This is a genomic window from Micromonospora sp. NPDC092111 (genome assembly GCF_044755745.1).
Lineage (GTDB): Bacteria > Actinomycetota > Actinomycetes > Mycobacteriales > Micromonosporaceae > Micromonospora.
This window is the reverse complement of record NZ_JBIVRQ010000016.1, coordinates 67,889-93,626: the sequence shown is the minus strand read 5'-3', so window position 1 is coordinate 93,626 and position 25,738 is coordinate 67,889. Positions and strand designations below refer to the sequence as shown.

At 72.4% G+C, this 25,738-nt stretch carries 20 protein-coding genes, 2 tRNA genes and 1 pseudogene; 18 read left to right on the top strand and 5 right to left on the bottom strand.

All coding sequences use genetic code 11. The features are described from left to right. Positions 1-385 precede the first annotated feature (385 nt). The 11 genes from ACIQG9_RS25175 to ACIQG9_RS25125 all read left to right on the top strand — a co-directional run bounded on the left by ACIQG9_RS25175 (position 386) and on the right by ACIQG9_RS25125 (position 15,463). Complete coding sequence (locus tag ACIQG9_RS25175; protein WP_400406866.1) at positions 386-1,534, top strand: inositol-3-phosphate synthase; 1,149 nt, start codon at positions 386-388, stop codon at positions 1,532-1,534. Further along, positions 1,531-2,481: an SCO3242 family prenyltransferase gene (locus ACIQG9_RS25170; protein ID WP_400406863.1), complete on the top strand. Its 951-nt coding sequence runs from the start codon at positions 1,531-1,533 to the stop codon at positions 2,479-2,481. The genes ACIQG9_RS25175 and ACIQG9_RS25170 overlap by 4 nt, the downstream gene beginning before the upstream one ends. Then, positions 2,478-3,425, top strand: coding sequence for a sugar phosphate isomerase/epimerase family protein (locus ACIQG9_RS25165; protein WP_400406861.1), 948 nt, complete (start codon positions 2,478-2,480; stop codon positions 3,423-3,425). The genes ACIQG9_RS25170 and ACIQG9_RS25165 overlap by 4 nt, the downstream gene beginning before the upstream one ends. Positions 3,426-3,459: 34 nt before the next feature. Beyond that, positions 3,460-4,062 (top strand): EboA domain-containing protein, encoded by a 603-nt coding sequence (locus ACIQG9_RS25160; RefSeq protein ID WP_400406858.1) that lies wholly within the window; start codon positions 3,460-3,462, stop codon positions 4,060-4,062. Next, the gene (locus ACIQG9_RS25155) at positions 4,063-4,917 is read left to right on the top strand and encodes a TatD family hydrolase (RefSeq protein ID WP_400406856.1); all 855 of its coding nucleotides are present in this window, start codon (positions 4,063-4,065) and stop codon (positions 4,915-4,917) included. It begins immediately after the preceding gene. Next, positions 4,917-6,125: a metabolite traffic protein EboE gene (gene eboE / locus ACIQG9_RS25150; RefSeq protein WP_400406853.1), complete on the top strand. Its 1,209-nt coding sequence runs from the start codon at positions 4,917-4,919 to the stop codon at positions 6,123-6,125. Before ACIQG9_RS25155 ends, eboE begins: the two co-directional genes overlap by 1 nt. 64 nt (positions 6,126-6,189) lie before the next feature. Then, a complete protein-coding gene (locus ACIQG9_RS25145; protein WP_400406851.1) occupies positions 6,190-7,620 on the top strand; it encodes an alkaline phosphatase family protein in 1,431 nt (476 codons plus the stop codon). Beyond that, the gene (locus ACIQG9_RS25140; RefSeq protein ID WP_400406849.1) at positions 7,617-8,684 is read left to right on the top strand and encodes a polyprenyl synthetase family protein; all 1,068 of its coding nucleotides are present in this window, start codon (positions 7,617-7,619) and stop codon (positions 8,682-8,684) included. Before ACIQG9_RS25145 ends, ACIQG9_RS25140 begins: the two co-directional genes overlap by 4 nt. A 330-nt stretch (positions 8,685-9,014) precedes the next feature. Next, positions 9,015-11,882 carry a carbohydrate-binding protein gene (locus tag ACIQG9_RS25135; protein ID WP_400406846.1) on the top strand — a complete coding sequence of 956 codons (2,868 nt, stop codon included), beginning with the start codon at positions 9,015-9,017 and terminating at the stop codon, positions 11,880-11,882. Between the two features lie 61 nt (positions 11,883-11,943). Next, positions 11,944-14,055, top strand: coding sequence for a ThuA domain-containing protein (locus tag ACIQG9_RS25130; RefSeq protein ID WP_400406844.1), 2,112 nt, complete (start codon positions 11,944-11,946; stop codon positions 14,053-14,055). A gap of 397 nt (positions 14,056-14,452) precedes the next feature. Then, the gene (locus ACIQG9_RS25125; RefSeq protein ID WP_400406842.1) at positions 14,453-15,463 is read left to right on the top strand and encodes a sugar phosphate isomerase/epimerase family protein; all 1,011 of its coding nucleotides are present in this window, start codon (positions 14,453-14,455) and stop codon (positions 15,461-15,463) included. 54 nt (positions 15,464-15,517) lie between these two features. On the opposite strand, the gene ACIQG9_RS25120 is transcribed toward ACIQG9_RS25125, so the two are convergent. Next, complete coding sequence (locus tag ACIQG9_RS25120) at positions 15,518-15,901, bottom strand: hypothetical protein (RefSeq protein ID WP_400406840.1); 384 nt, start codon at positions 15,899-15,901, stop codon at positions 15,518-15,520. A 288-nt stretch (positions 15,902-16,189) separates the two neighbouring features. Here ACIQG9_RS25120 and ACIQG9_RS25115 point away from each other — a divergent pair. The 6 genes from ACIQG9_RS25115 (at position 16,190) to ACIQG9_RS25090 (ending at position 20,670) form a co-directional block, all read left to right on the top strand. Beyond that, positions 16,190-16,262, top strand: a tRNA-Asn gene (locus tag ACIQG9_RS25115). Positions 16,263-16,499: 237 nt separating this feature from the next. Beyond that, positions 16,500-18,626, top strand: coding sequence for an MMPL family transporter (locus ACIQG9_RS25110; protein WP_400406838.1), 2,127 nt, complete (start codon positions 16,500-16,502; stop codon positions 18,624-18,626). Next, positions 18,616-19,857 carry an NAD(P)/FAD-dependent oxidoreductase gene (locus tag ACIQG9_RS25105; protein WP_400406836.1) on the top strand — a complete coding sequence of 414 codons (1,242 nt, stop codon included), beginning with the start codon at positions 18,616-18,618 and terminating at the stop codon, positions 19,855-19,857. Before ACIQG9_RS25110 ends, ACIQG9_RS25105 begins: the two co-directional genes overlap by 11 nt. Before the next feature lie 132 nt (positions 19,858-19,989). Continuing rightward, positions 19,990-20,063: transfer RNA gene (locus ACIQG9_RS25100), tRNA-Ile, on the top strand. Between the two features lie 77 nt (positions 20,064-20,140). Next, positions 20,141-20,416 carry a type II toxin-antitoxin system Phd/YefM family antitoxin gene (locus ACIQG9_RS25095; protein WP_400406833.1) on the top strand — a complete coding sequence of 92 codons (276 nt, stop codon included), beginning with the start codon at positions 20,141-20,143 and terminating at the stop codon, positions 20,414-20,416. Beyond that, a complete protein-coding gene (locus ACIQG9_RS25090) occupies positions 20,413-20,670 on the top strand; it encodes a Txe/YoeB family addiction module toxin (RefSeq protein ID WP_354882969.1) in 258 nt (85 codons plus the stop codon). Before ACIQG9_RS25095 ends, ACIQG9_RS25090 begins: the two co-directional genes overlap by 4 nt. 188 nt (positions 20,671-20,858) lie before the next feature. On the opposite strand, the gene ACIQG9_RS25085 is transcribed toward ACIQG9_RS25090, so the two are convergent. The 4 genes and pseudogenes from ACIQG9_RS25085 to ACIQG9_RS25070 all read right to left on the bottom strand — a co-directional run bounded on the left by ACIQG9_RS25085 (position 20,859) and on the right by ACIQG9_RS25070 (position 23,792). Next, positions 20,859-21,611 carry a Stf0 family sulfotransferase gene (locus ACIQG9_RS25085; protein ID WP_400406830.1) on the bottom strand — a complete coding sequence of 251 codons (753 nt, stop codon included), beginning with the start codon at positions 21,609-21,611 and terminating at the stop codon, positions 20,859-20,861. Between the two features lie 193 nt (positions 21,612-21,804). After that, a complete protein-coding gene (locus ACIQG9_RS25080) occupies positions 21,805-22,560 on the bottom strand; it encodes a phosphotransferase family protein (protein WP_400406828.1) in 756 nt (251 codons plus the stop codon). 218 nt (positions 22,561-22,778) lie between these two features. Then, positions 22,779-23,147 (bottom strand): annotated as a pseudogene (locus tag ACIQG9_RS25075) (helix-turn-helix domain-containing protein); the annotation flags it as partial. A gap of 138 nt (positions 23,148-23,285) precedes the next feature. Then, positions 23,286-23,792 carry a hypothetical protein gene (locus ACIQG9_RS25070; RefSeq protein ID WP_400406825.1) on the bottom strand — a complete coding sequence of 169 codons (507 nt, stop codon included), beginning with the start codon at positions 23,790-23,792 and terminating at the stop codon, positions 23,286-23,288. A 291-nt stretch (positions 23,793-24,083) separates the two neighbouring features. Here ACIQG9_RS25070 and ACIQG9_RS25065 point away from each other — a divergent pair, with 291 nt between their 5' ends. Continuing rightward, a complete protein-coding gene (locus ACIQG9_RS25065; RefSeq protein ID WP_400406822.1) occupies positions 24,084-25,715 on the top strand; it encodes a fibronectin type III domain-containing protein in 1,632 nt (543 codons plus the stop codon). Positions 25,716-25,738: the final 23 nt, after the last annotated feature.

The window sequence follows — 25,738 nt, the reverse complement described above, 5'->3', positions numbered from 1 at the left end:
GGTGCACGCGCAGCACGGCCGTCCGGTGCGGCCGGACCGGGATTCCCCGGTCGCACCGGAAGGCCGACCACCCCACCCGGGTGACCCGGGAACCCCGGCCGGCGACGGTCGGGACCGGGTCGCCACCACGAGACGTCCGGCCGGGGGCGCGCCGCCGCCCGGTGGCCGGATGCGGGGAGGCAGGGCCGATACGCCGAACCGGCCCTGCCTACCAGCCCCGTCCGCACGCCGTGCGGGAGCCGGGTGCGGCGTCGGTGCCGCCGACGTCGACGCCGTATCCGGTGCCATCCCGGACGTCCGGGCGGACGGGGCCACCCCGCGCCGAATCAGCACCTGCCGGTCCACATTGACCTGCGACACGGTTTCGCCCGACGAAAGGAGCACCATGCGTACGGGTGTCTGGCTGTTGGGTGCGCGCGGCTCGGTCGCGACCACCGCCATCGTCGGGGGCCTCGCCCTGCGGGCCGGCCTCACCGGCCCGACCGGCTGCGTCACCGAGCTGCCGGAACTGCGCGGGCCCGCCCTGCCCGCCTTCGCCGACCTGGTCTTCGGCGGTCACGACGTGGCCACCACCCCGCTGACCAAGCGGGCCGAGGCGCTCGCCGACGCCGGTGTGCTGCCCGGCCGGCTGGCCGCCGCGCTCGCCGCCGACCTGGCCGCCGTCGAGGACGACCTGCGCCCCGCCCCCACCGGCGGCACCCAGGCCGAACGGGCCGCCGCCAGCACCGCCGACCTCACCGCGTTCCGCGACCGGCACCGGCTGGACCGGGTGGTGGTGGTCAACGTCTCCGCCACCGAACCGGCCCCCGCGCCGCACCCCGGACACGCCGACCCGGACGCCCTGCGCGCCGCGCTCGCCGGCCCCGACGAGGTGCTGCCGCCCAGCTCGCTCTACGCGTACGCGGCCGTCGAGGCGGGCTGCCCGTACGTCGACTTCACCCCGTCCACCGGGCTGCGGCTGCCGGCGCTGGCCGCGCTGGCCGCGCAGCGCGGCCTGCCGTACGCCGGGCACGACGGCAAGACCGGGGAGACCCTGGTCAAGTCGGTGCTCGCGCCGATGTTCGCGATGCGTCACCTGGCGGTCCGCTCCTGGTCCGGGATGAACCTGCTCGGCGGCGGCGACGGCGCCACGCTCGCCGACCCGGCCGCGAACGCCGCCAAGGTCGGCAGCAAGCAGCGGGTCCTCGGCGAGACGCTGGGCTACCTGCCGCAGGGCGGCACCCGCATCGAGTACGTCGAGGAGCTGGGCGACTTCAAGACCGCCTGGGATCTGATCACCTTCGCCGGCTTCCTCGGCACCGGCATGCGGATGGAGTTCACCTGGCACGGCTGCGACTCCGCGCTGGCCGCCCCGCTGGTGCTCGACCTGGCCCGGCTCACCGCCGCCGCGCACGCCGCCGGACAGTCCGGCCCGCTGCCCGAGCTGGCGTTCTTCTTCAAGGACCCGCTCGACTCGCCCACCCACTCGCTGGGCGAGCAGTGGCAGCGGCTGGTCGGGTTCGCCCGGGAGCTGCACGCCGGGGGTGCCAGGTGACCGGCCTGGCCGACCTGGCCGAGCTGGTCCGGGCGCCGGCCGCGCTCTCCGTGCCGGGCGACGTGGTCGCCGGGGCGGCGGCGGCCGGGACGCTCGGCCCGCGTACCGCCGGGCTGGCCGGCGCGTCGGTCCTGCTCTACTGGGCCGGGATGGCCGCCAACGACTGGGCGGACCGCCGGCTGGACGCCGTCGAGCGTCCGGAACGGCCGATCCCCAGTGGCCGGGTCACCCCGACCGCCGCCGCCGGCCTCGCCGTCGGGCTCACCGCCGCCGGGTTGGGGCTGGCCGCCGTCTCCGGTGGCCGGCGTGCCACCGCCGTCGCGCTCCCGCTCGCCGCCGCCATCTGGGGGTACGACCTCGCGGCGAAGAACACCGCCGCCGGGCCCGCCGTGATGGCCGCCTGCCGGGGGCTGGACGTGCTGCTCGGCGCGTCCGGCGGCCGGCCGGTCCGGGCCCTGCCGGCGGCGCTCACCGTGGCCGCGCACACCTGGACGGTCACCGCCCTGTCCCGCCGGGAGGTGACCGGCGCCGACGCCGCGCTGCCCCGCCGTACCCTGGCCGGCACCGCCCTGGTCGCGTTGGCCGCCACCACCCTGCGCCGGCCCGCCCCACCGGCCGGTGTCGCCGCCGGCCCGCCGGCCGCCACCGGCAGCGCGCCGGCCGGCGCCGTCCGGGGTGCGGCGGCCACCGCCGGTCGGCGGGTCGCCGCCGCGTTGCCGGTCGCGCTGGCCGGCTGGTACGTGGCCCGCTACGGCGGCGCGCAGGTGCGGGTGGTCGCCGAACCCACCCCCGGCCGGGTCCGGGCGGCGGTCGGCGCGGGGATCACCGGGCTGCCCGCGTTGCAGGGTGCGCTCACCGCCCGGGCCGGCGCCGGCCTGCTCGGCGGGCTGGTCGCGCTCGCCGCGCCGCTCGGCGGACGGCTGGCCCGGAAGGTCTCCCCGACATGACCGGCCCGCGCCCCGCCGACCCGCCGTCCGGCCGGGTGGACCCGGGCGGGCTGCGGTTCGGCTACGGCACCAACGGGTTCGCCAACCACCGGCTCGACGACGCCCTGGCCGTGCTGGCCGACCTCGGCTACCGGGGCGTCGCGCTCACCCTGGACCACGACCACCTCGACCCGTACGCGCCGGACCTGGCCGGCCGGGTGGCCGCGGTGGCCCGCCGGCTGGCCGCGCTCGGCCTGGCCGTGGTGGTCGAGACCGGAGCCCGCTACCTGCTCGACCCGTGGCACAAGCACGCCCCGACGCTGCTGCACGACGACCCGGCCCGCCGGATCGACTTCCTGTGCCGGGCCGTCCGGATCGGCGCCGACCTCGGCGCGGAGGCGGTCTCGTTCTGGGCCGGGGTCCGCCCGGACGGCGTCACGCCGGCCGTCGCCCGGGACCGGCTGGTCGCCGGCTGCGCCACCGTCGTGGACGCCGCCGACCGGGCCGGCGTGACCCTCGGCTTCGAGCCGGAGCCGGGGATGCTGGTCGAGGACATCGCCGGTTGGCGGTGGCTGCGGCACGCCCTCGGCGACCCGGCGCACTTCGGCATCACCCTCGACATCGGGCACTGCCGCTGCCTGGAGCCGCTGCCCGTGCCGGACTGCGTGCGCGAGGTGGCCGACCACCTGGTCAACGTGCAGATCGACGACATGCGTCGGGGCGTGCACGAGCACCTGGAGTTCGGCACCGGCGAGATCGACTTCCCGCCGGTGCTGCGCGCCCTCGCCGACTCCGGATACCGGGGGCTGGTCGCCGTGGAGCTGCCCCGGCACTCGCACGCCGCGCCCACCGTGGCCGCCCGGTCGCTGGGCTTCCTGCACACCGCCGCCCACCGAGCCGGTGTCGGCGGTACCGGGCCGGCCACCGGGGGCACCGCGACCGGCCCGCCCGCCGGGGCGACCTGACCACCGCCGACCAGCACCTCAGGAGGAGAGACGGATGACACCGGATCGACTGCGGGCCGCGCTGGAGGGCGTACCCGATCGTGACTGGCTGGACGTCGCGCTGCGCCGCGTCGCGGTCGAACCCGACACGGTCGGGCGGTACTTCCCGGCCGCCGGCCGCCGGTGCGGCCGGCACGACCTGCCCACCGCGCCCGGCTGGACCGCCGACGAGGCGGCCCGGGCGCTGCTGCTGGCCGCGCTGCCCGCCGACCGGATCGCCGGGCAGGCCGAGGCGCTGTACCGGCACGGCGACGCGGCCGAGAAGCGGGCGGTGCTCAAGGCGCTGCCGCTGCTGCCCGTCGGTGCGGCCGGCGCGCCGCTGCTGCTCGACGCGATCCGCACCAACGACACCCGGTTGGTGGCCGCCGCGCTCGGCCCGTACGCCCGGCACCTGGCGCCGGACGCCTGGCGGCAGGCGGTGCTCAAGTGCGTCTTCATCGGCGTGCCGCTGGCCGCCGTCGTCGACCTGGACACCCGCGCCGACCCGGAGCTGACCGCGATGCTCGCCGCGCTCGCCGCGGAGCGGCACGCCGCCGGTCGGCAGCTCCCCGCCGACGCGACCGCACTGCTCGACCGGCTCACCATCAGGGAGGCGTGAATGCGCATCTTCGACCCGCACATCCACATGACGTCGCGGACCACCGACGACTACGAGCGGATGGCCGCCGCCGGGGTCCGCGCCGTGGTCGAGCCGGCCTTCTGGCTGGGACAGCCGCGTACCAGCGCCGCCTCCTTCGCCGACTACTTCGACTCGCTGATCGGCTGGGAGCCGTTCCGGGCCGGGCAGTTCGGCGTCCGGCACCACGCCACCGTGGCGCTGAACCCGAAGGAGGCCAACGACCCGCGCTGCCGTCCGGTGCTCGACCTGCTGCCCCGCTACCTGGAGAAGGACGCGGTGGTCGCGGTCGGCGAGATCGGCTACGACGACATGACCCCGGCCGAGGACGAGGCGTTCGCCACCCAGCTCGCCCTGGCCATCGACCACGACCTGCCGGCCCTGGTGCACACCCCGCACCGGGACAAGGCGCGCGGCGTCGAACGCAGCCTCGCGGTGGTCGCCGAGTCCGGTATCGCACCGGGCCGGGTGGCGCTCGACCACCTCAACGAGGTGACCGTGAAGCTGGCCCGGGACAGCGGCTGCTGGCTGGGCTTCTCCATCTACCCGGACACCAAGATGTCGCCGCCCCGGATGGTGGAGCTGCTGCGGACGTACGGGACCGAGCGGGTGCTGGTCAACTCGGCCGCCGACTGGGGGCGCTCGGACCCGCTGCTCACCCGGGCCACCGGCGAGGCGATGCTGGCCGCCGGGTTCACCGACGACGACGTCGACCGGGTGCTGTGGCGCAATCCGGTGGAGTTCTACGGCCAGTCCGGCCGGCTCGACCTGACCGACCTGGACCAGCCGGCCAGCGGCACCTTCGCCGGCAACTCGATCCTGCGCGGCGGCGACTGATGCGGCTGCGGCACGCCGACGGCAGCACCGTCCACCTCGGCTACTGCACCAACGTGCACCCCGCCGAGGACGCCGCCGGCATCCTCGCCCAGCTCGACACGTACGCCGTACCGGTGCGGGAGGCGCTCGGCGCGGACCTGCTCGGCCTCGGGCTGTGGCTGGCCGCCCCGGTCGCCGCCGAACTGGCCGCCGACCCGGCGGCCCGGCGCCGGCTGCGCGCCGAGCTGACCCACCGGGGGCTGGAGGTGGTCACCCTCAACGGCTTCCCGTACGCGGCCTTCCAGGCCCCGGTGGTCAAGGGCGCCGTCTACCACCCCGACTGGACCACCCCGGAGCGGCTGCGCTACACCCTGGACCTGGCCCGGGTGCTGGCCGACCTGCTTCCCGACGACGCGGCCCGCGGCTCGGTCTCCACCCTGCCGCTGGCCTGGCGGCAGCCCTGGGACGCGGCCCGCGCCGACACCGCCCGCCGCCGGCTGGACGACCTCGCGGCCGGGCTCGCCGCCGTCGAGCGGGACACCGGCCGCCCGGTGCGGGTGGCCTTCGAGCCGGAGCCGGGCTGCGTGGTGGAGAGCAGCGGGCAGGCCGCCGCGCTGCTGTCCGGCCTCGACCCGGACCGGCTCGGCGTCTGCCTGGACCTGGCCCACCTCGCCTGCGCCTGGGAGGAGCCCGCCGAGGCGCTGGTCCGGCTGCGCGCCGCCGGGCTGCCGGTGGTCAAGGTGCAGGTCTCCGCCGCCCTGGAGGCGGCCGACCCGGTCGCCGATGCCGAGGCGTTGGGCCGCTGGGTGGAGCCGCGCTTCCTGCACCAGACCCGGACCGCCGGCTGCGCCCACGCCGCCGACCCGGCCGACCCGGCGTACGCCGCCGACGACCTGGACGCGGCGCTGGCCGCCCGGCTGCCCGGGGCGTGGCGGGTGCACTACCACGTGCCGCTGCACGCCCCGCCCGAGCCGCCGTTGACCTCGACCCTGCCGGTGCTGCGCAGCGCGCTGGCCGCGCTGCTCGGCGGCCCCACCGCCGGCTGCGACCACCTGGACGTCGAGACGTACACGTGGGGGGTGCTGCCGGTGGCGCGGCGTCCGCGCACCGACCCGGAGCTGGCCGCCGGGATCGCCGCGGAGCTGGCCTTCGCGCGCGACGAACTGGTCACCCTCGGCCTGACACCGGCGGGCCGAGCCGTCCCGACGATCCTGGGGGTACGACGATGAGCGAGCGTCACCGACACCGCGCCGTGGGGCGCGACGGCGGCACCGAGCGCGGCGAGGTGTCGGCATGAGCCGCCGGCTGGTGGTGCTGGACGTGGTCGGGCTGACCCCCCGGCTGCTGGCCCACATGCCCCGGCTGCGTGCGGTCGCCGAGCAGGGTTTCTCCGCCGAACTGGGCACCGTGCTGCCGGCGGTGACCTGCTCGGCGCAGGCGACCCTGCTGACCGGCGAACCGCCGTCCGGGCACGGGATCGTGGGCAACGGGTGGTACTTCCGCGACCTCGGCGAGGTGCTGCTGTGGCGGCAGCACCACGCGCTGGTCGGCGGGGAGAAGCTGTGGCAGGCGGCCCGCCGGGTCGAGCCGGGCTACACGGTGGCCAACGTCTGCTGGTGGTACGCGATGGGCGCGGACGTCGACTGGACGGTCACCCCGCGCCCGGTCTACCACGCCGACGGGCGCAAGGAGCCGGACTGCTGGACCGATCCGCCGGAGCTGCGCGACACCCTCACCGACGCCTTCGGCACCTTCCCGCTGTTCACCTACTGGGGGCCGGGGGCCGGGCTGCCCTCGTCGCGGTGGATCTGCCAGGCCGCCGAGCGGATCCTCGCCGACCACGCCCCGGACCTGACCCTGGTCTACGTCCCGCACCTCGACTACGACCTGCAACGCTTCGGCCCGTCGTCGCCCCGGGCCGCCGCCGCGGCGGCCGAGCTGGACGCGGTGCTCGGCCCGCTGCTGGACGCCGCCCGGGCCGCCGACGCCACCGTGGTGGTGCTCTCCGAGTACGGCATCACCGACGTCTCCCGTCCGGTGGACGTCAACCGGCTGCTGCGCGCCGAGGGGCTGTTGCGGGTCTACACCCAGGCCGGGATGGAGTACCTGGACCCGTGGACGTCCCGGGCGTTCGCCGTCGCCGACCACCAGATCGCGCACGTCTACGTCAAGGACCCGGCGGACGTGCCGGCGGTGGCGAAGCTCTGCGCCGGCCTGCCCGGGGTGGCCGAGGTGCTGGACGCCGACGGCAAGGCGGCGGCCGGGCTGGACCACGAGCGCGCCGGTGAGCTGGTGCTGGTGGCCGAGCCGGACTCGTGGTTCACCTACTACTACTGGCTGGACGACGACCTGGCCCCGGACTTCGCCCGCAACGTGGAGATCCACCGCAAGCCCGGGTACGACCCGGCGGAGCTGTTCTTCGACCCGGCCGCGCCGGGGGCGGCGAAGCGCCGGGCGGCGGTCGCGCTGGCCCGCAAGAAGCTCGGCATGCGGTACCTGATGAGCGTGGTCGGCCTGGACGCGGGCGCACAGGCGGTGCGCGGCTCGCACGGCCGGCTGCCGGCCGACCCGGCGGACGGCCCGGTGCTGCTCTGCTCCGACCCGTCCGTCGCCCGGGACACGTTCGCCGCCACCGAGGTGAAGGGACTGCTGCTGGAGCTGGCCGGCCTGGGCGCGGCCACCCGCCCGGCCGACGTGGTCGGAGGACCGGGGGAGCGGCGGTGACGGTCACCGCCGCCCCGGTCGACGCCAGCGGGCTGCGGGCCCGCTTCGACGCGGAGCTGGTGGCCTTCCTGGACCGGCAGGGCCCGGACTGGCCGGACGGCGCGCCGCGCGGCATCTTCACCGCCCTGCACCGGTTCGTGCTGGCCGGCGGGAAGCGGCTGCGTCCGCTCTTCTGCTACTGGGGCTGGCGGGGTGCGGGCGGCGAGGACGACCGGCCGATCGTGGTGGCCGCGGCGGCGTTGGAGCTGTTCCACGCGTTCGCGTTGATCCACGACGACATCCTCGACGGCAGTGACCTTCGCCGGGGCAGCCCGTCGGTGCACCGGATCTTCGCCGACCTGCACACCCGGTCGGCGTGGCGCGGCGACCCCGAGACGTACGGGCGGAACACCGCGCTGCTCTGCGGGGACCTCTGCGCCGCCTGGTCGGACCAGATGTTCCACGAGTGCGGCCTGAGCACCACGCAGGTCTGCCAGGGGTACGCGGTCTTCGCCCGGATGCGTACCGAGGTGATCGCGGGGGAGTACCTGGACCTGGTCTCCGGCGTCGGGGACGGCTCGGTGGCCAGTGCGCTCACCGTGATCCGGATGAAGGCGGCCCGGTACACGGTGACCCGGCCGTTGCAGATCGGCGCGGCCCTGGCCGGTGCCGCGCCGGAGCTGATCGCCGCGCTCACCGACTTCGGTGACCCGCTGGGCGACGCCTTCCAGCTCCGTGACGACGTGCTGGGGGTCTTCGGTGATCCGGCGGTGACCGGCAAGTCGGTCCTGGACGACCTGCGCGAGGGCAAGCCGACGGTGATGATGGCGTTGGCCCGGGACGCCGCCGACCGGACGCAGGGCAACCGGCTGCGCGACCTGTTCGGCAACCCCGGTCTGGACGCGGCGGGCGCCGCCGAACTCCGGGCGATCATCGAGGCCACCGGGGCGCGGGAGCAGATCGAGCGGCTGATCCGGGTCCGGGCCGACGCGGCGCGGGCGGCCCTGGACCAGGTGCCGCTGGCGGAGCCGGCGCGGTCCGCGCTGGCCGGCCTGGCCGACCAGGCCGTGCACCGGCAGAGCTGAGGCCCGGCGACCGGGTCGCCACCGGTGGGGATGCCCCGAACTTTTCGTCGGACGAGCAAAAGTTCAGGTCGGTCCGGCAGAAGGTATGGACACCGAAATCGACAAGCCTTAATGTTCGTCTCATCACGAACCTGTTTCGTCGAGGTGAACCGGCGGCGCGGTAACCCATCGACTGGTGACCTCCCGGCACGTGGCTCCCGCCCCGGCCGAAGGTCACGGGGGCGGCCGACCCGTACCTGGCCGACCCTGTCGTACCCCACGCATCCGGCATCCGGCGCGACGGCACGCGCCCCGCCCTGGCAGTGATCCGTCAGGAAGGGACAGCCAGTAATGTCCACAAAGGACTTAATTGTTAACGGAACCCGACGATGGTTCCCCTCCGCCGCCGCGCTGCTCCTGGTCGCGGCGGCCGGCACGGTCACCCTCACCGCCGGTCCGGCGGCCCTCGGTGGTCCCGCCCCCGCCGCCGCGCACGTCATCAGCGCGGGAGACTTCCAGCAGGTCGAACTGGCCCGGGGAGTCGCCGAGACCGGCGAGCCGATGTCGCTCGCGGTGCTGCCGGACCGCTCCGTCCTGCACACCGCCCGCAACGGCACGCTGCGCCGTACCGACGCCGCCGGCGTCACCACGGTCATCGGCACCCTGCCCGTCTACACCCACGACGAGGAGGGCTTGCAGGGCGTCGGGGTGGACCCCAACTTCACCACCAACCGGCAGGTCTACCTCTACTACGCCCCGCCGCTGACCACCCCGGCCGGGGACGCCCCGGCCACCGGCACCGACTTCTCCGCCTGGCAGGGCGTCAACCGGCTGTCCCGGTTCACCCTCAACGCCGACTTCACCATCAACCAGGCCAGCAAGGTCGACGTGCTCGACGTGCCCGCCGACCGGGGGCTCTGCTGCCACGTCGGCGGGGACATCGACTTCGACGCGGCCGGCAACCTCTACCTCTCCACCGGCGACGACACCAACCCGTTCGACTCCGCCGGCTACGCGCCGATCGACGAGCGCACCAACCGCAACCCCGGCTACGACGCCCAGCGCAGCGCCGGCAACACCAACGACCTGCGCGGCAAGATCCTGCGGATCAAGGTGAACGCCAACGGGTCGTACGCGATCCCGGCGGGCAACCTGTTCCCGGCCGGCACCGCGAAGACCCGCTCGGAGATCTACGCGATGGGCTTCCGCAACCCGTTCCGGATGAGCGTCGACAAGGCCACCGGCATCGTCTACGTCGGCGACTACGGGCCGGACGCCGGCACCACCAGCGCCACCCGGGGCCCCAGCGGGCAGGTCGAGTTCAACCGGGTCACCGGGCCCGGCAACTACGGCTGGCCGTACTGCACCGGCACCAACACCACCACCGAGACGTACAACGAGTGGGACTTCGCCACCGGCGCCACCGGCGCCAAGTACAACTGCACGGGCGGCCCCACCAACAACTCGTTCCGCAACACCGGCCAGACCACCCTCCCGGCGGCGAAGCCGGCCTGGATCCGGTACGGCGGTGACGCCGGCACCCCCGCCGAGTTCGGCGGCGGCTCGGAGTCCCCGATGGGCGGCCCGGTCTACCGGTACAACGCCGCCTCCACCTCGACGACGAAGTTCCCGCAGTCCTTCGACGGGCAGTTCTTCGCCACCGAGTTCGGCCGGGGCTGGATCAAGCCGATCCACGTCAACGCCGACGGCTCGCCCGGCACCATCGACGCCTTCCCGTGGGTGGGCAAGCAGGTGATGGACTCGGCGTTCGGCCCGGACGGCGCGTACTACGTGCTCGACTACGGCACCGGCTACTTCAACGGCGACGCCAACTCGGCGCTCTACCGGTTCGACTACGTCGCCGGCGGCAACCGCGCCCCGGTGGCCCGGGCCAGCGCCGACAGGACCTCCGGGGCCGCCCCGTTGACGGTCAACTTCTCCTCGGCCGGGTCGTCGGACCCGGACGGCGGCGCGTTGACCTACTCGTGGGCGTTCGGCGACGGCACCAGCTCCACCGCCGCCAACCCGGCGAAGACCTACACCGCCAACGGCTCCTACACGGCCACCCTCACCGTGCGGGACCCGCAGGGGGCCACCGGCAGCGCCAGCGTGCTGATCAGCGTCGGCAACACCGCACCCACGGTGACGGTGAACAACCCGGGCAACGGCAAGCTCTTCTCGTTCGGTGACACCGTGCCGTTCAGCATCACCGTCACCGACCCGGAGGACGGCACGATCGACTGCGCCAAGGTCAAGATGACCTACGTGCTCGGCCACGACCAGCACGGCCACCAGATCACCTCGGTCGCCGGCTGCACCGGCCAGATCACCATCCCGGTCGACGGCGAGCACGACGACGCGGCGAACATCTTCGCCATCTTCGACGCCGAGTACACCGACTCCGGTGGGCTGACCACGCACACCCAGCACATCCTCCAGCCCCGGCACCGGCAGGCCGAGCACTTCAAGACCTCGGCCGGCATCGCCACCTTCGACAAGGCCACCGCCGAGGGCGGCAAGACCGTCGGCAACATCGAGAACGGGGACTGGATCGCGTTCACGCCGTACCAGGTCGGCAACGTCACCTCGTTCAGCGCCCGGGTCTCCTCGGCCGGGGCCGGCGGCACCCTCCAGCTCCGGGCCGGCTCAGCCACCGGCACCGTGCTCGGCCAGGCCACCGTCCCGGTCACCGGCGGCTGGGACGTCTTCACCACGGTCACCGGCACGGTCACCGGCCCGCCCGCCGGCACCACCACGCTCTACCTGACCTTCGCCGGCGGCGCCGGGGCGCTCTACGACCTCGACGCGTTCACCCTGAACACCACCGCCACCACGGTGCGGACCGGCCCGGTCGTCGGGCTGGCCGGCAAGTGTCTGGATGTGCGGGGTGGTGCGACGGCTGACGGTACGCAGATTCAGCTCTACACCTGCAATGGCAGTACCGCGCAGAGTTGGGCGGTGACGCCGAATGGCACGGTGAAGGCGTTGGGTAAGTGTCTGGATGTTGCTGGTGCGGGTACTGCTGATGGTACGAAGATCCAGCTCTGGACGTGTAATGGGACGGGTGCGCAGAACTGGTCCGGGCAGGCGGACGGGACGTTGCGTAACGCTGGTTCGGGTAAGTGCCTGGACGTGTCCGGGAACAACTCGGCTGACAGCACTCCGGTGAACCTGTGGACCTGCACCGCCGCTGCCAACCAGAAGTGGACCCTGCCCTGACCTGCTGGGTGCGGGACCGGCCCACCCGGTCCCGCGCCCTCCTGGCGTACTGGAGAGCGACATGAGACTCCTCCGACCCGTCCTCGGCGCGGCCACCGCCGTCCTCGCCGTCCTCGCCTGCACCACCCCCGCCACCCCCGCCTCGGCCGCCGACGCCCCGTACGACGTGCTGGTCTTCTCCAAGACGGCCGGCTTCCGGCACGACTCCATCGCGGTCGGCACCCAGGCCATCCGTGACCTGGGGGCGGCCAACAGCTTCACCGTCACCGCCACCGAGGACGCCGCCCAGTTCACCACCGCCAACCTCGCGAAGTACGAGGCGGTGGTCTTCCTCAACACCACCGGCGACGTGCTGAACGCCACCCAGCAGACCGCCTTCGAGTCGTACATCGGCTCCGGTGGCGGGTTCGTCGGCGTGCACGCCGCCGCCGACACCGAGTACGACTGGCCGTTCTACGGCAACCTGGTCGGCGCCTGGTTCGCCTCCCACCCGGCGATCCAACAGGCCACCGTCCGGGTGGAGGACCGGGCGCACGCGGCCACCGCGCACCTCGGCCCGACCTGGCCGCGCACCGACGAGTGGTACAACTACCGGACCAACGCCCGGTCCACCGCGCACGTGCTGGCCAACCTCGACGAGTCGTCGTACTCGGGCGGGGGGATGGGCGCGGACCACCCGCACGCCTGGTGCAAGACGTACACCGGCGGGCGGGCCTTCTACACCGGCGGCGGGCACACCCAGTCGTCGTACGCCGAGCCGGCGTTCCGCTCCCACCTGCTCGGCGGCATCCGGTACGCGGCCGGCCGGACGAAGGCCGACTGCCGCCCGGAGACCGGCTACACCACCCTGTACAACGGCTCCACCACCGGCTGGTCCCAGGCCGGGCCGGGGAGCTTCACCAACGCCGACGCCACCCTCACCTCCGTCGGCGGCATGGGCCTGTACTGGTACAGCGCCAAGCAGTTCACCAACTACTCGCTCAAGCTGGACTGGAAGCTGGCCGGCGACGACAACTCCGGCGTCTTCATCGGCTTCCCGCCGTCGACCGACCCGAACTCTGCCGTGAACAACGGCTACGAGGTGCAGATCGACGCCACCGACGCCGCCGACCGCACCACCGGCGCGGTCTACACGTTCAAGTCCGCCGACCTGGCCGCCCGCGACGCGGCGCTCAACCCGCCGGGGGAGTGGAACACCTACGAGCTGCTGGTCGAGGGGGAACGGCTCCAGGTCTTCCTCAACGGCGTGAAGATCAACGACTTCACCAACACCGACCCGGCCCGCTCGCTCGCCGGCCACATCGGCATCCAGAACCACGGCACCGGCGACGACGCCGCGTTCCGCAACATCCGGATCAAGGAACTGGGCGGCACCCCGCCGCCGGCCGGGAACACCACCGTGCAGGCCGAGGCGTTCAGCACGGCCAACGGGGTCAGCGCGTACGGCAAGGCCGGGGCCAACGGCGGCCAGACCCTCGGGTACATCGATCCGGGTGACTGGGCCGGCTACCACGGCCTGGACCTGACCGGGGTCACCTCGGTCCGGGCCCGGGTGGTCTCCGGTGGGGCCGGCGGGACGATCCAGTTCCGCACCGGCTCGGCCACCGGCACCGTCCTCGGCCAGGTGGCGGTGCCGAACACCGGTGGCTGGACCACCTACGCCGACGTCACCGCCCCGCTGACCGGCGTCCCGTCCGGCCCGCAGAACCTCTACCTCACCTTCACCGGTTCCGGCGCGGGCCTCTTCGACGTCGACGACTTCACCCTGGTCAAGGGCAGCGGCGGCAGCGGCGGCACCGGCCCCGTGCGGGGGCTGGCCGGCAAGTGTCTGGATGTGCGGGGTGGTGCGACGGCTGACGGTACGCAGATTCAGCTCTACACCTGCAATGGCAGTACCGCGCAGAGTTGGGCGGTGACGCCGAATGGCACGGTGAAGGCGTTGGGTAAGTGTCTGGATGTTGCTGGTGCGGGTACTGCTGATGGTACGAAGATCCAGCTCTGGACGTGTAATGGCACGGGTGCGCAGAACTGGTCTGGGCAGGCGGACGGGACGTTGCGTAACGCTGGTTCGGGTAAGTGCCTGGATGTGTCCGGGAACAACTCGGCTGACAGCACTCCGGTGAACCTGTGGACCTGCACCGCCGCCGCCAACCAGAAGTGGACCCTCCCCTAACCCCCCGCCCCACCCACCCAACCCCCACCCACCCAACCCCCACCCACCCCCCCAACCGAGCCGACACCCAGCCCAGCACCCCAGCCCGCGCACCCAGCCCGGCATCCCGGAGCGGTGATCAAGAGGTTTGCGTCAGGCGGCCCCGCCCGCCATGACGTAAACCTCTTGATCACCGTCGAGCCAGCACGGGTGGGGCACTTCCGTGCTCGGGCTGGGGGCCCTAGAGTGGGGGCGGCGACCGTGCGGTGGCCGGTGACCCGACGGGAGGCGCAACCCGTCGGGCCCAGGTGCGTCCGCACCCACCGGTGACCCGTCACGGCCGTCGACGTACCGGCCTGGCCCGGTCCCCTCGCCCCGGTCCGCTCAGGAATCCCCATCACTACAGGGGAGACAGACGATGGCGCGACCGATCACGCTCTTCACCGGCCAGTGGGCCGATCTACCGTTCGACGAGGTCTGCCGGCTCGCCTCCGAGTGGGGCTACGACGGTCTGGAGATCGCCTGCTGGGGCGACCACTTCGAGGTCGACAAGGCCCTCGCCGACGACTCGTACGTCGAGCGTAAGCGGGAGACGCTGGCCAAGCACAACCTGCAGGTCTTCACCATCTCCAACCATCTGGTCGGCCAGGCGGTCTGTGACCACCCGATCGACGAGCGGCACCAGGACATCCTGCCGGCCCGGATCTGGGGCGACGGCGAACCCGAGGGCGTCCGGCAGCGGGCCGCCGAGGAGATCAAGGACACCGCCCGGGCGGCGGCGAAGCTCGGCGTGAAGACGGTGGTCGGCTTCACCGGGTCGTCCATCTGGCACACCCTGGCGATGTTCCCGCCGGTGCCGCCGTCGATGATCGAACGCGGCTACCAGGACTTCGCCGACCGGTGGAACCCGATCCTGGACGTCTTCGACGAGGTGGGGGTGCGGTTCGCCCACGAGGTCCACCCCAGCGAGATCGCCTACGACTACTGGACCACCAAGCGGACCCTGGAGGCGATCGGCCACCGGCCCGCGTTCGGCCTCAACTGGGACCCGTCGCACTTCGTCTGGCAGGAGCTGGACCCGGTGAACTTCATCCTGGAGTTCGCCGACCGGATCTACCACGTCGACTGCAAGGACGCGAAGGTGCGTACCGGCGACGGGCGGCGGGGCCGGCTCGCCTCCCACCTGCCCTGGGCGGACCTGCGGCGCGGCTGGGACTTCGTCTCCACCGGCCACGGCGACGTGCCGTGGGAGGACTGCTTCCGGGCGCTGAACGCCATCGGCTACACCGGGCCCATCTCCGTGGAGTGGGAGGACGCCGGGATGGACCGGCTGCTCGGCGCGCCGGAGGCGCTGGAGTTCGTCCGGCGGCTCGCCTTCGACGCCCCGTCGGCGGCGTTCGACGCGGCGTTCAGCAGCGGCCGGGACTGAGACACACCTCGGGCCGGTCGCCACCCGGCGACCGGCCCGACGACGTGCCGACGATCAGAGCGTGCTGCCGTTGGCGCCGGTGCCCGGCGCCTTGGGCTTCGGGGTGGTGCTGGGCGACGCGGTGGTCGAGCTGACGCCCGACTTCGCGCCGACGGTGGCCGGGGTGCCCGCGTACGCGTCGTCCGCCGCGGTCAGCCCCTGCTTGGTGCCGTTGGTGCTGAGCTTCTCACCCAGCTTGGACTGGCCGAGCTTGTCCTTGCCCTCGCTGTAGAGGCGGGTCGCCTGGGCCTGCGCGACCCCCGCCGCCTCCTGGACGGTCGGGTGGTCGAGCACCTTGCGGCCCCGCACGACCAACTCCTCGTACTTCTCCCGGCCGGCACGGGCGCCCAGGACGAAGCCCGCAGCCAGCCCGCCAAGAAACATGATCTTTCCGCGCATGGCGGCTCCTTCCGTACCTGACGCTCCGCCGTCCCCGCCCGGATTCGCTCCGGTCGGGACCGACCATGTCGCGCCCACCTTCTCTGTCGGCAGCTAACTACCCATCCTGCTCCGCGCTCATACCTGCTTGTGCCGGGATGACGATTTGTCTGCATTATTGTCGTCCATGGTGGCGCTCCCGTCGGAAGCGGTAGATGCGGTAACCCCCTGGACCAGACCCCCCGGATGTCCTGTACTCTTGTGCCGTCGCCGAGCGCCGGAGAGATCCGGATCGACGCGACGAAGCAGTCCCCCGTAGCTCAATTGGCAGAGCAGCCGGCTGTTAACCGGCAGGTTTTTGGTTCGAGTCCAAACGGGGGAGCTCAGCTCCACATCACGCCCGTCGGCCCAGCCGGCGGGCGTTCTTCCTGTCCGGGCCCCGTCCCCGCCGCTTGCCCTCGTCGGCCAGTCCGGCTGCGCCTGAATCGTCTACGTCCTCAGGTCCAGATGGTCTGGGCGGTTTCGGCACCGGGTGGCGTATTCGGGCGGCAGGATGGTCGCTGTCGACGTGAACTCCCGCCGCGTCGATTGGCGCGTCGATCTGAGGGGTGGACCGGAGATGGCCGGTGGACGGGGTCGGGGCGCGGCCACGCTGATCGCGGCGGCGGTCGTCCTGGGCTGGCTGCTCGTCGGCGGCATCGCCGGGCCGTACGCCGGCAAGCTGGGCGACGTCGCCACCAACGACAACGCCTCGTTCCTGCCCGCCGACGCCGAGGCCACCCGGGCGCAGGATCTGGCCGCCGGCTTCGTCGCGCGGCAGACCACCCCCGCCCTGGTGGTCTATGAGCGCCGCAGCGGGATCACCGCCGCCGACAAGCAGCAGGCCGCCGCCGACGCCGCCCAGTTCGCCCAGGTCAAGGGGGTGGTCGGGCCGCTGCCCCCACCGCTGCCCAGCCAGGACGGCCAGGCCCTCCAGGTGATCGTGCCGATCGACAACTCCGAGGGCGAGCAGATCAGGCAGGTGGTCGACGAACTTCGGCGGATCGTCGGCCAGAACACCGACGGCAGCACCGTGGACGTCGCCGGCCCGGCCGGCCTGCTCGCCGACCTGATCGACGTCTTCACCGCGATCGACGGGCCGCTGCTGCTGGTCACCCTGGTGGTGGTGCTGATCATCCTGCTGATCGTCTACCGCAGCCCGGTGCTCTGGATCTTCCCGCTGCTGGCGGCGGGCATGTCGTACTCGCTGGCGTCCGTGTTCGTCTACCAGCTCGCCAAGCACGACGTGATCACGCTGAACGGGCAGGCCCAGGGGATCCTCACCGTGCTCGTCTTCGGCGCCGGCACCGACTACGCGTTGCTGCTGATCGCCCGCTACCGGGAGGAGCTGCACCGGCACGAGCGCCCGTGGGACGCCATGAAGGCGGCCTGGCGGGGTGCCGCGCCGGCCATCGGCGCCTCCGGCGTCACCGTCATCGTCAGCCTGCTCTGCCTCCTGCTGTCCAGCCTGAACTCCAACCGGGGACTCGGCCCGGTCGCCGCCGTCGGCATCGCCGCCACGCTGGTGGTGATGCTGACCTTCCTGCCCGCGCTGCTGGTGCTCGGCGGCCGGTGGGCGTTCTGGCCGCGTACCCCGGTGGTCGACCGGGCCGACCCGCAGGCCGAGCACGGCGGGTGGAGCCGGATCGCCGGCTTCGTCGCCCGCCGGGCCCGGGTGCTCTGGCTGACCACCGCGGCGGTGCTGGCGCTGCTCGTCATCGGCCTCACCCAGATCGGTGCCACCACGCTCGGCCAGTCCGAGATGTTCACCAACCGCACCGACTCGGTCGCCGGGCAGGAGGTGATCGACCGGCACTACCCGGCGGGGACCGGCAGCCCGGCGACGATCTTCACCCGGCGGGAGAGCGCCCCGCAGGTCGCCCAGGTCGCGCAGGGCGTACCCGGGGTGGCCGCCGTCCGCCCGGTCACCCAGCGCGACCAGGCCGGCCCACCCGACCCGAAGGCCCCGCCCGTCGTGGTCGACGGCCGGGTGCAACTGGAGGCCACCCTGACCGACCCGCCGGACAGCGACGCGGCGGAGCAGACCATCCGTGACCTGCGGGACGCGGTGCACCAGGTGCCGAACGCCGACACCGTGGTCGGCGGCTTCACCGCGATCGACGTGGACACCTCCGACGCGGCCGCCCGGGACCGCAACGTGATCATCCCGGTCGTGCTCGTGGTGATCACGGTCATCCTGGCCCTGCTGCTGCGTGCGCTGGTCGCGCCGGTGCTGCTCATCGCGACCGTGGTGCTGTCGTTCCTGGCCACCCTCGGGCTCTGCGCGCTGATCTTCAAGTACCTGCTCGGCTTCCCCGGCGTCGACGCGTCCTTCCCGCTCTTCGCCTTCGTCTTCCTGGTCGCCCTCGGCATCGACTACAACATCTTCCTGATGAGCCGGGTCCGCGAGGAGTCGGTCAAGCGGGGCACCCGGGCCGGCGTGCTGGCCGGGCTGGCGGTCACCGGTGGGGTGATCACCTCCGCCGGCATCGTGCTCGCCGCCACCTTCTCCGCACTGGCCGTACTCCCGCTGGTGGTGCTCGTCGAGTTGGGCGTGGCCGTCGCGGTGGGCGTACTCCTGGACACCATCGTGGTCCGCTCGCTGCTGGTGCCCGCGCTGGCGTACGACATCGGGCCGAAGGTCTGGTGGCCCGGACGCCTGTCCCGCGCGGTCCGGTCCGGGACGGAGACCGGACATGCTCGCTGAGACCGACGTGGTGATCGTCGGCGGTGGCCTCGCCGGGCTGGCCGCCGCCCGTCGGCTGCACCGGGCCGGCGTGCCCTGGCGGCTGCTGGAGGCCGGCGACCGGCTCGGCGGCCGGGTCGCCACCGACGCCGTCGACGGCTACCTGCTGGACCGGGGCTTCCAGGTGCTCAACACCGGCTACCCGAGGCTCGGCACCCTGCTCGACCTGGCCACCCTCGGCCTGGGCTGGTTCACCTCGGGAGTCCTGGTCCGCCGGGGCGACCACCTCCACCGGCTGGTCAACCCGGTACGCGAACCCGGCGGCACGCCGGCCACCGTGCTCGCCGGCATCGGGTCGCTGGGCGACCGGCTGCGCCTCGCCGCCCTCGCTGCCGGCTGCGCCACCCTGCCGGTGACCCGGCTGCTCACCGCGCCGGAGACCACCAGTGAGGCGGCCCTGCGCCGGGCCGGGCTCTCCGACACGATCATCGAGGAGCTGATCCGGCCGTTCCTCTCCGGCGTCCTCATCGACCGGGAGTTGGAGACCTCCAGCCACGTCCTGGCGATGGTCCTGCGGTCCTTCGCCCGTGGTCGGATCGGCCTGCCGGCCCAGGGGATGGCCGCGCTGCCGAGGGCCATCGCCGCCCCGCTGCCCGCCGAACTGATCGAACGGCACACCCCGGTCGCCGAGGTCGCGCCCGGCCGGGTCCGTACCCAGGCCGGCGACATCGGCTGCCGCGCCGTCGTGGTCGCCGTCGACCCGCCGGCGGCGGCCACCCTGCTGCCCACCCTGGCCCGGGTACGCACCCACCACTACACGACCTACTACCACAGCACCGCCGAGGCACCGCTGGACGAACCGATCCTGCTCGTCGACGGCGACCGGCGGGAAGTCGTCGCCAACACGGTCGTCGTCAGCCGGGCCGCGCCGTCGTACGCCCCACCCGGACGGCACCTGGTGGCGACCTCCGTGGTCGGCCCGTCCGCCCCGCCCGAGACGGAGATCCGGGCCGAGCTGGACCGGCTCTACGGGCGGTCCACCGCGGACTGGGAGCACCTGACCACCGTCTCCATCCCCGACGCGCTGCCCGCCGCACCACCCCCGCAGGGGCGGCTGCGCAAGCCGGTGGCGCTCGGCGGCGGGCTCTTCGTGGCCGGCGACCACCGGGACAGCCCGTCCATCCAGGGGGCGCTGGCCAGCGGCTGGCGCACGGCCGGGGCGGTGCTCGCGGAACTGCGCGCGGTGGGCTGATTCGGGTGCCTCCCCGACGGCTGCTGACTGTTATTCTCGCGTAGCCCATCGTGCCGGCCGGCGATCCTGACGCGGCACCGGTTCGGTGGTGGCCGGTGATCCGTTGGGCGGGTTACGATCCGGCTCGGTATCGGGGCGGTAGCTCAGCGGGTTAGAGCAGGGGACTCATAATCCCTCGGTCGCGGGTTCGAGTCCCGCCCGCCCCACTTGTTGATCTTCCGTGCAAACCTGGCCGGACCACCCACGTGAGGTACAATTTTCTGTACTTGCCCTGGAGGTGGTCATGCGGACGGTGAACTTCACCCAGCTACGGCAGAACCTGGCCGCCGAACTCGACAGCGTGATCAACGACGCGGAGGAAGTGGTGGTGACCCGGTCGGGCCACGATCCCGTGGTGATCGTGCCGCTTGCGGAGTACGAGTCGATGAAGGAAACCGAGTATCTCCTGCGCAGCCCGAGCAACGCCGGCGCGCTGCGCCGATCGATGGCAGAGCTTGAGAAGGGCGACGCGGCCGAGAGGGATCTGATCGACCCGGCCACCGTGCGCGACGTCGCATGAGGCTGGTCTTCACCGCGACGGCGTGGAGCCAGTATCTCAGCCACACAGACCGTAAGTTGGTCAAGCGCATCAATGACCTCATCGCGGACGTGATGCGCAACGGATACGAGGGCATCGGCAAGCCGGAGCCCCTTCGGGGGGAGCTGTCCGGCTTCTGGTCCCGCCGCATCGATCGCGAACACCGGCTGGTGTATCGGATCACCAAGGACGACGTCGAGATCATCGCCTGCCGTTACCACTACGTTGACCGGTAGCGGACTGGACTGGAACCAGGAACGTCGGTCGTCTGGCCACCGAACCTCGGGACGGCCGAACTGAGACGTCGCAAGCGGCAGCGGGTCACCGGCGACGGTCGTCAATTGGTTCGTGTGGTGGTACCTCCGGCCACCAACAGTTCATGACCCGGGCAACGCAGAACCAGATGTAGCGACGCCCGACCACTTCACTGACCGGCGAGAGCGCGGTAGCGGAGAGCCCAGTCGTGGTTGAGCTGGTCGGCCTGCCGGCGGTGACGAGGGACGAACGCGTGCCCTGCCGGGGGGTCCAGGCTGAGGAAGCCGAGGATGCCGCTGGTGACCCGGTCGATATCGGTGGTCAGGTCTTCATAGCGCACGCTGTGCGGTTGGACGTCGTACGTCGTGAACCAGTTCCGCCAGGCGTCGTTATGTTCGTCAATGGTCTGGACGAGGTCGTGGATCTGCTCGAAGTCGAAGCGGGGCTCGTGGTCGGGCAGGGCAGCGTCGCCGTGCTGCCAGAACCGAGTCTGCTCAGCGCGCGCCCATGACACGGCCTGTGCCACCGTGTCTTCACGCCAGCAATGGACGAAGCGGACGCGGCCGAAGGCTCGACTCAGAAGGTCGAGGTCGGCGCCGGTGGACCGAGAATCAGAATGTGCGGCGCCGAGCTTGGCGACCATCTCATCCAGCGTTCCCCACATCACCCGGGCAGCGAAGATGCCGTTCGAGGTACTTCCCTCCGCGATCGCCGCCCGGACGAAGTCACGGTAGTCGAACGATCCGACGTCGTCGCGGGGCAGGTGCCAGCGGTCCGCCCAGGATTGCTCGCCCGGCAGCCGGAAGTAGGACTCCGGCCGACCGGCGATCCCGGTGTCGCGTAGCAGCCCGCACAGCAGCGTGCTTCCAGTCCGCGGCGTACCGCAGAGCAGGTACGCGTCGATGTCGTTGCCCGTAACCACGGTCGACAGTCAACCAGTGGTGCCGCCACCACCGCTCCAGGATTTTCCCGGCGAAGCGGTGACGCGCCATCGACTCACCTCTGACCGCACGCCCACCAACCCGGGCAGCCTGGTGGGTCAGCCGACACGATTGCCACCTTGCCCGGGTGTCCAGCAGGCGCGGCACCGTCCCGCCGCCTCCTGAGGACGGACCCTAGGGTTCCTGCATCCGGGATCTGAGTACGTCGAATTCGCACCCCGGCGCGTCCGGATCGAAGCCGTGCTCGATCAGCCAGCGCGACGCCACCAGGCTGCGCAGTGACCACCACGCGCGGATCACGTCCCGGTCCGCGCCGGCGCCGTAGCCGGCAAGCAGGTCGTCGAGGCGTTCCTCGTGCCCGAGCGTCAAGGTGGCGAGGTCGAACATGGCGTCGCCGGGGGCGGCCTCGGACCAGTCGATGACGCCGGTGACCTCGTCGCCGTCGACGAACACGTGGGTGATCTGCAGGTCGCCGTGGATGAACACCGGTTTCCACGGACGGAGCGCGGCCTCGGCGATCTCGTAGTTGTGCCGGATCACCTCGGCGGGCAGCACGGCGTTGGCGAGCAGCCACGCGCACTCGCTGTCGAGCTCCGCCGCCACGTCGTCGAGCCTGGGCCCCGGCCACGGCGGCAACGGCGCATCGTGCAGCCTCCGTACGGCGGCACCCGCCGCAGCCCACGCCGCTGGCGACGCGGCCGACGGTTCGCCGAGGAGGCCGAGCGCCTTGCCGGGCACGGCGGCGATCGCGAGCACGGGCGGCTCGTGCCAGAGGATCGCCGGGGTCGGTATCGGCACCATGGCCATCGCCCGCACCTCGATGTCGGCGTGCGCCGGGTCGCCGTCGACCTTCAGGAACACGTCGCCGACGCGCAGCGTCGCGCGCTGGCTGTGCGCGACGACGACTTCAACCTGTTCCATACCGGCCATCCTGGTGGGGACGGCCGTCGATGTCGCCGGATTTTGCGGGTGGCGGGACGCCGGCGGTGCCGATCCTGGCGTATCCCGTGCTGCCCGCCCGCCCGGCGAACTGGTGTGGTCAAAGCGCCCGACATGACAGTGTGTCTGCGCCACGACCGCAGCCACTTCCGCACGCGGCGATCTCGTTCGCTCGGGCATCGGCCGGCACGGAAGGGCTGGCGCGCATAAGGTCGGCCCGACACGGCGACCTTCGCGAGATTAGGACGGGGCAGGACATGGTGCATGTGCCAGGCGGTGAGGGCGCGTCGGACGTCGTCGACGGCGGGGTGGCGGGGCCGGCCGTCCAGCGACAGGGTCACGCCCGCGCCGAACAGGTCGCCGAGGTCGCGCACGCTGAGGTGTGGGGCGAGGCGCTGGGCCGCCTGCAAGGTCAGCGACCTGCGGCCCTTCTCGATGAACTTGACCGTCGTCGGGCTGAGTCCGGAGAGCCCGGCGAGGCGCTCCCGGGAGAGGCCGACTGCCCGGCGGAGCCGTTCGACGCGCTGACCGGGAGTTGAGGGGATGCGCTGACCGGGAGTTGAGGGCTGGTCGACCATCGGGCCACCTCCGGGCGGGTACATCGTGTACCACTCGCCGTACGCCTGGCCAGCCCGGTGGTGGAGAGTCCGATCAGGATCGGACGAGTCGGCTACCTGTCTGGACAGGTGCGGGTTGCCGCCTACCTGCGCCGGTGGTCACCGGAGCAGCGGCACCAGCGATCGGGTGAGCTGGCCGCCCGGCCGGTACACCACGCACATGACGTCGCGGTCGCCGTCGGCCCAGGTCTCCGCCGTGGGCAGGACCGGATAGTAGGCCAGCCCGGAGGTGGCCCGGGAGGTCCAGCGTCGGGCGAAGTCGTCGCCGCATCCGGTCCAGGCGAACGCCGCCAGCGCCGACCGGTCCCACGGCCCGTCGGCCGCGTGCAGGAACGCGTACGACTGGTTCTCGGCGCGTTCCTCGCACGGTCGGTAGAGCACCACCACCTCGCCGGCCCGGCGGGAGTAGGTCGGGTCGGTGAAGCACTCGCCGCCCTCGATGTTGAGGATTCCGGTGGTCTGCGCGGTGATGAAGGTGTCGTCCTTGTGGCGGACCGTGGTGCGTGGTTCGGCGGCCGGGAACACCGCCAGTGCCAGGACGGCGGCGACCAGCGCCCAGCCTCGGTACCGGGGGTGCGGCGGCCGGTCCACCGCTGTCCGGGTCATCGCAGGTCCGTTCCGTCGGTGGTCACGCGGGTGGTTCCGCGCTGCCGCATGGTAGGTCCAACCCGGTGAACCCAAGATCGACAACTGGTGTCCGGTGGGGAACGCCCTGGTTATCCGGTGGCGAAACCGGCAGCTCTGGATCATGAGTTCATCCGGCGTCCGGCTGGATGTCGTTCCGGCTTCCACTCACCGGCCGGTAATGCGATGGCCTGCCACGACATCGTCGGCGGGCGCATCCACCTTGCTGAAGGGCTCTCCACCGTGAATTCCAGCAGTAGACCCTGGATCACCATGTCCCGACGGACGCGGATCGTGGCGGCCGGCGGAGCGGCGCTGCTCGTCGGCGGCTTCGCGCTCACCCCGGCGGCGTTCGGCGACGCCGCCCCGGCCAAGTACCCGGCGGCCGAGATCCACCGGCCGTCGCCGATGCCCGACCGGGTGATCCTCACCCCCACCACCACTCCGGCGACCTCGCAGAAGGTGACCTGGCGGGCCCAGGCCACCGCCGAGTGGGCTCAGGCGCAGATCCTCGCCGCGCCGCGGGCGCTCGGCGACGTGACGCCGGCCGTCGGTTCGGTGCGTACCGTCCCGGCCAGCTCCACCACGTCGGTCAACACCTCGTTGGGCTACGCCTCGACCTACCACACGGTCGAGTTCACCGGGCTGACGCCGGACACCCGCTACACCTACCGGGTCGGTGACGGCACCAACTGGAGCGAGTGGACCGACTTCACCACCGCCGACAGCTCCTTCGACCCGTTCTCGTTCATCTACTACGGCGACGCCCAGAACTACATCGACTCGGCCGTACCCCGGGTGTTCCGTCAGGCGTTCGCCGACCGGCCCGAGGCCAAGGTGATCGTCAACGCCGGCGACCTGATCGACTCCGCGAACAGCGAGGAGCAGTGGGGTCAGTGGTTCCGGGCGGGCGGCTTCATCGACAGCCAGGTCAACAACATCTCGGTGCCGGGCAACCACGAGTACAGCGGCGGCCTCTCCTCCTTCTGGCGTCCGCAGTTCCCGTACCCGGACAACGGGCCGGGTAACCCGGAGCTGAAGCAGACCGCCTACCACGTCGACTACCAGGGCGTCCGGTTCATCGGCCTGGACACCAACTACCAGAGCAACAGCACCCTGATGGCCGCGCAGACCGCATGGCTGGAGGGCCTGCTGCGGGACAACCCCAACAAGTGGACGGTGGTCACCTTCCACCACCCGGTCTACTCGACCACCGGGACCCGGAACAACCCGACCGTCCGGGACCAGTGGGGCCCGTTGTTCGAGAAGTACGGCGTGGACCTGGTCCTCCAGGGCCACGACCACTCGTACGGCCGGGGCAACGTCGCGGCCAAGCGCCAGTCGACCACCGTGCACAACGGGGTGGCCTACGTGGTCTCCGTCTCCGGCGGCAAGATGTACGCGCTGAACAACGGGGAGAACTGGACCGGCAACGGCGCCGAGGTCGTGAGCAAGAGCCAGAACACCCAGCTCTACCAGCTCATCGACGTCCAGGCGGACCAGATCCGGTTCGAGGCCCGGTACGCCAACGGTGAGCACCACGACGGCTTCCTGATCCGCAAGAACGCGGCCGGCGAGCGGACCGTCAACGAGCTGCGTACGCCGGAGAACACCGTCGGCGAGCAGGTCACCGTCAACAAGACCACGGTCGAGACCGAGGGTCGGGTCAAGGTCTCCGCGTACGGCTACGACCCGGGCGAGAAGGTGACCGTCTACCTGCGCAACACCAAGGCGGACGAGGGCAAGAACGGCGTCTTCATCGGCTACAAGACGGCCGACGAGCTGGGCCGACTCAGCTACAGCTTCGAACTGCCGCCCACCGCGAAGAAGAATTCCACCCACGTGGTCTACCTGACCAGCGACCACCAGAAGATCACCAGCCCGATCATCACCGTCACCAAGTAAGCCACGCCGGGGCGGGCAGGTCG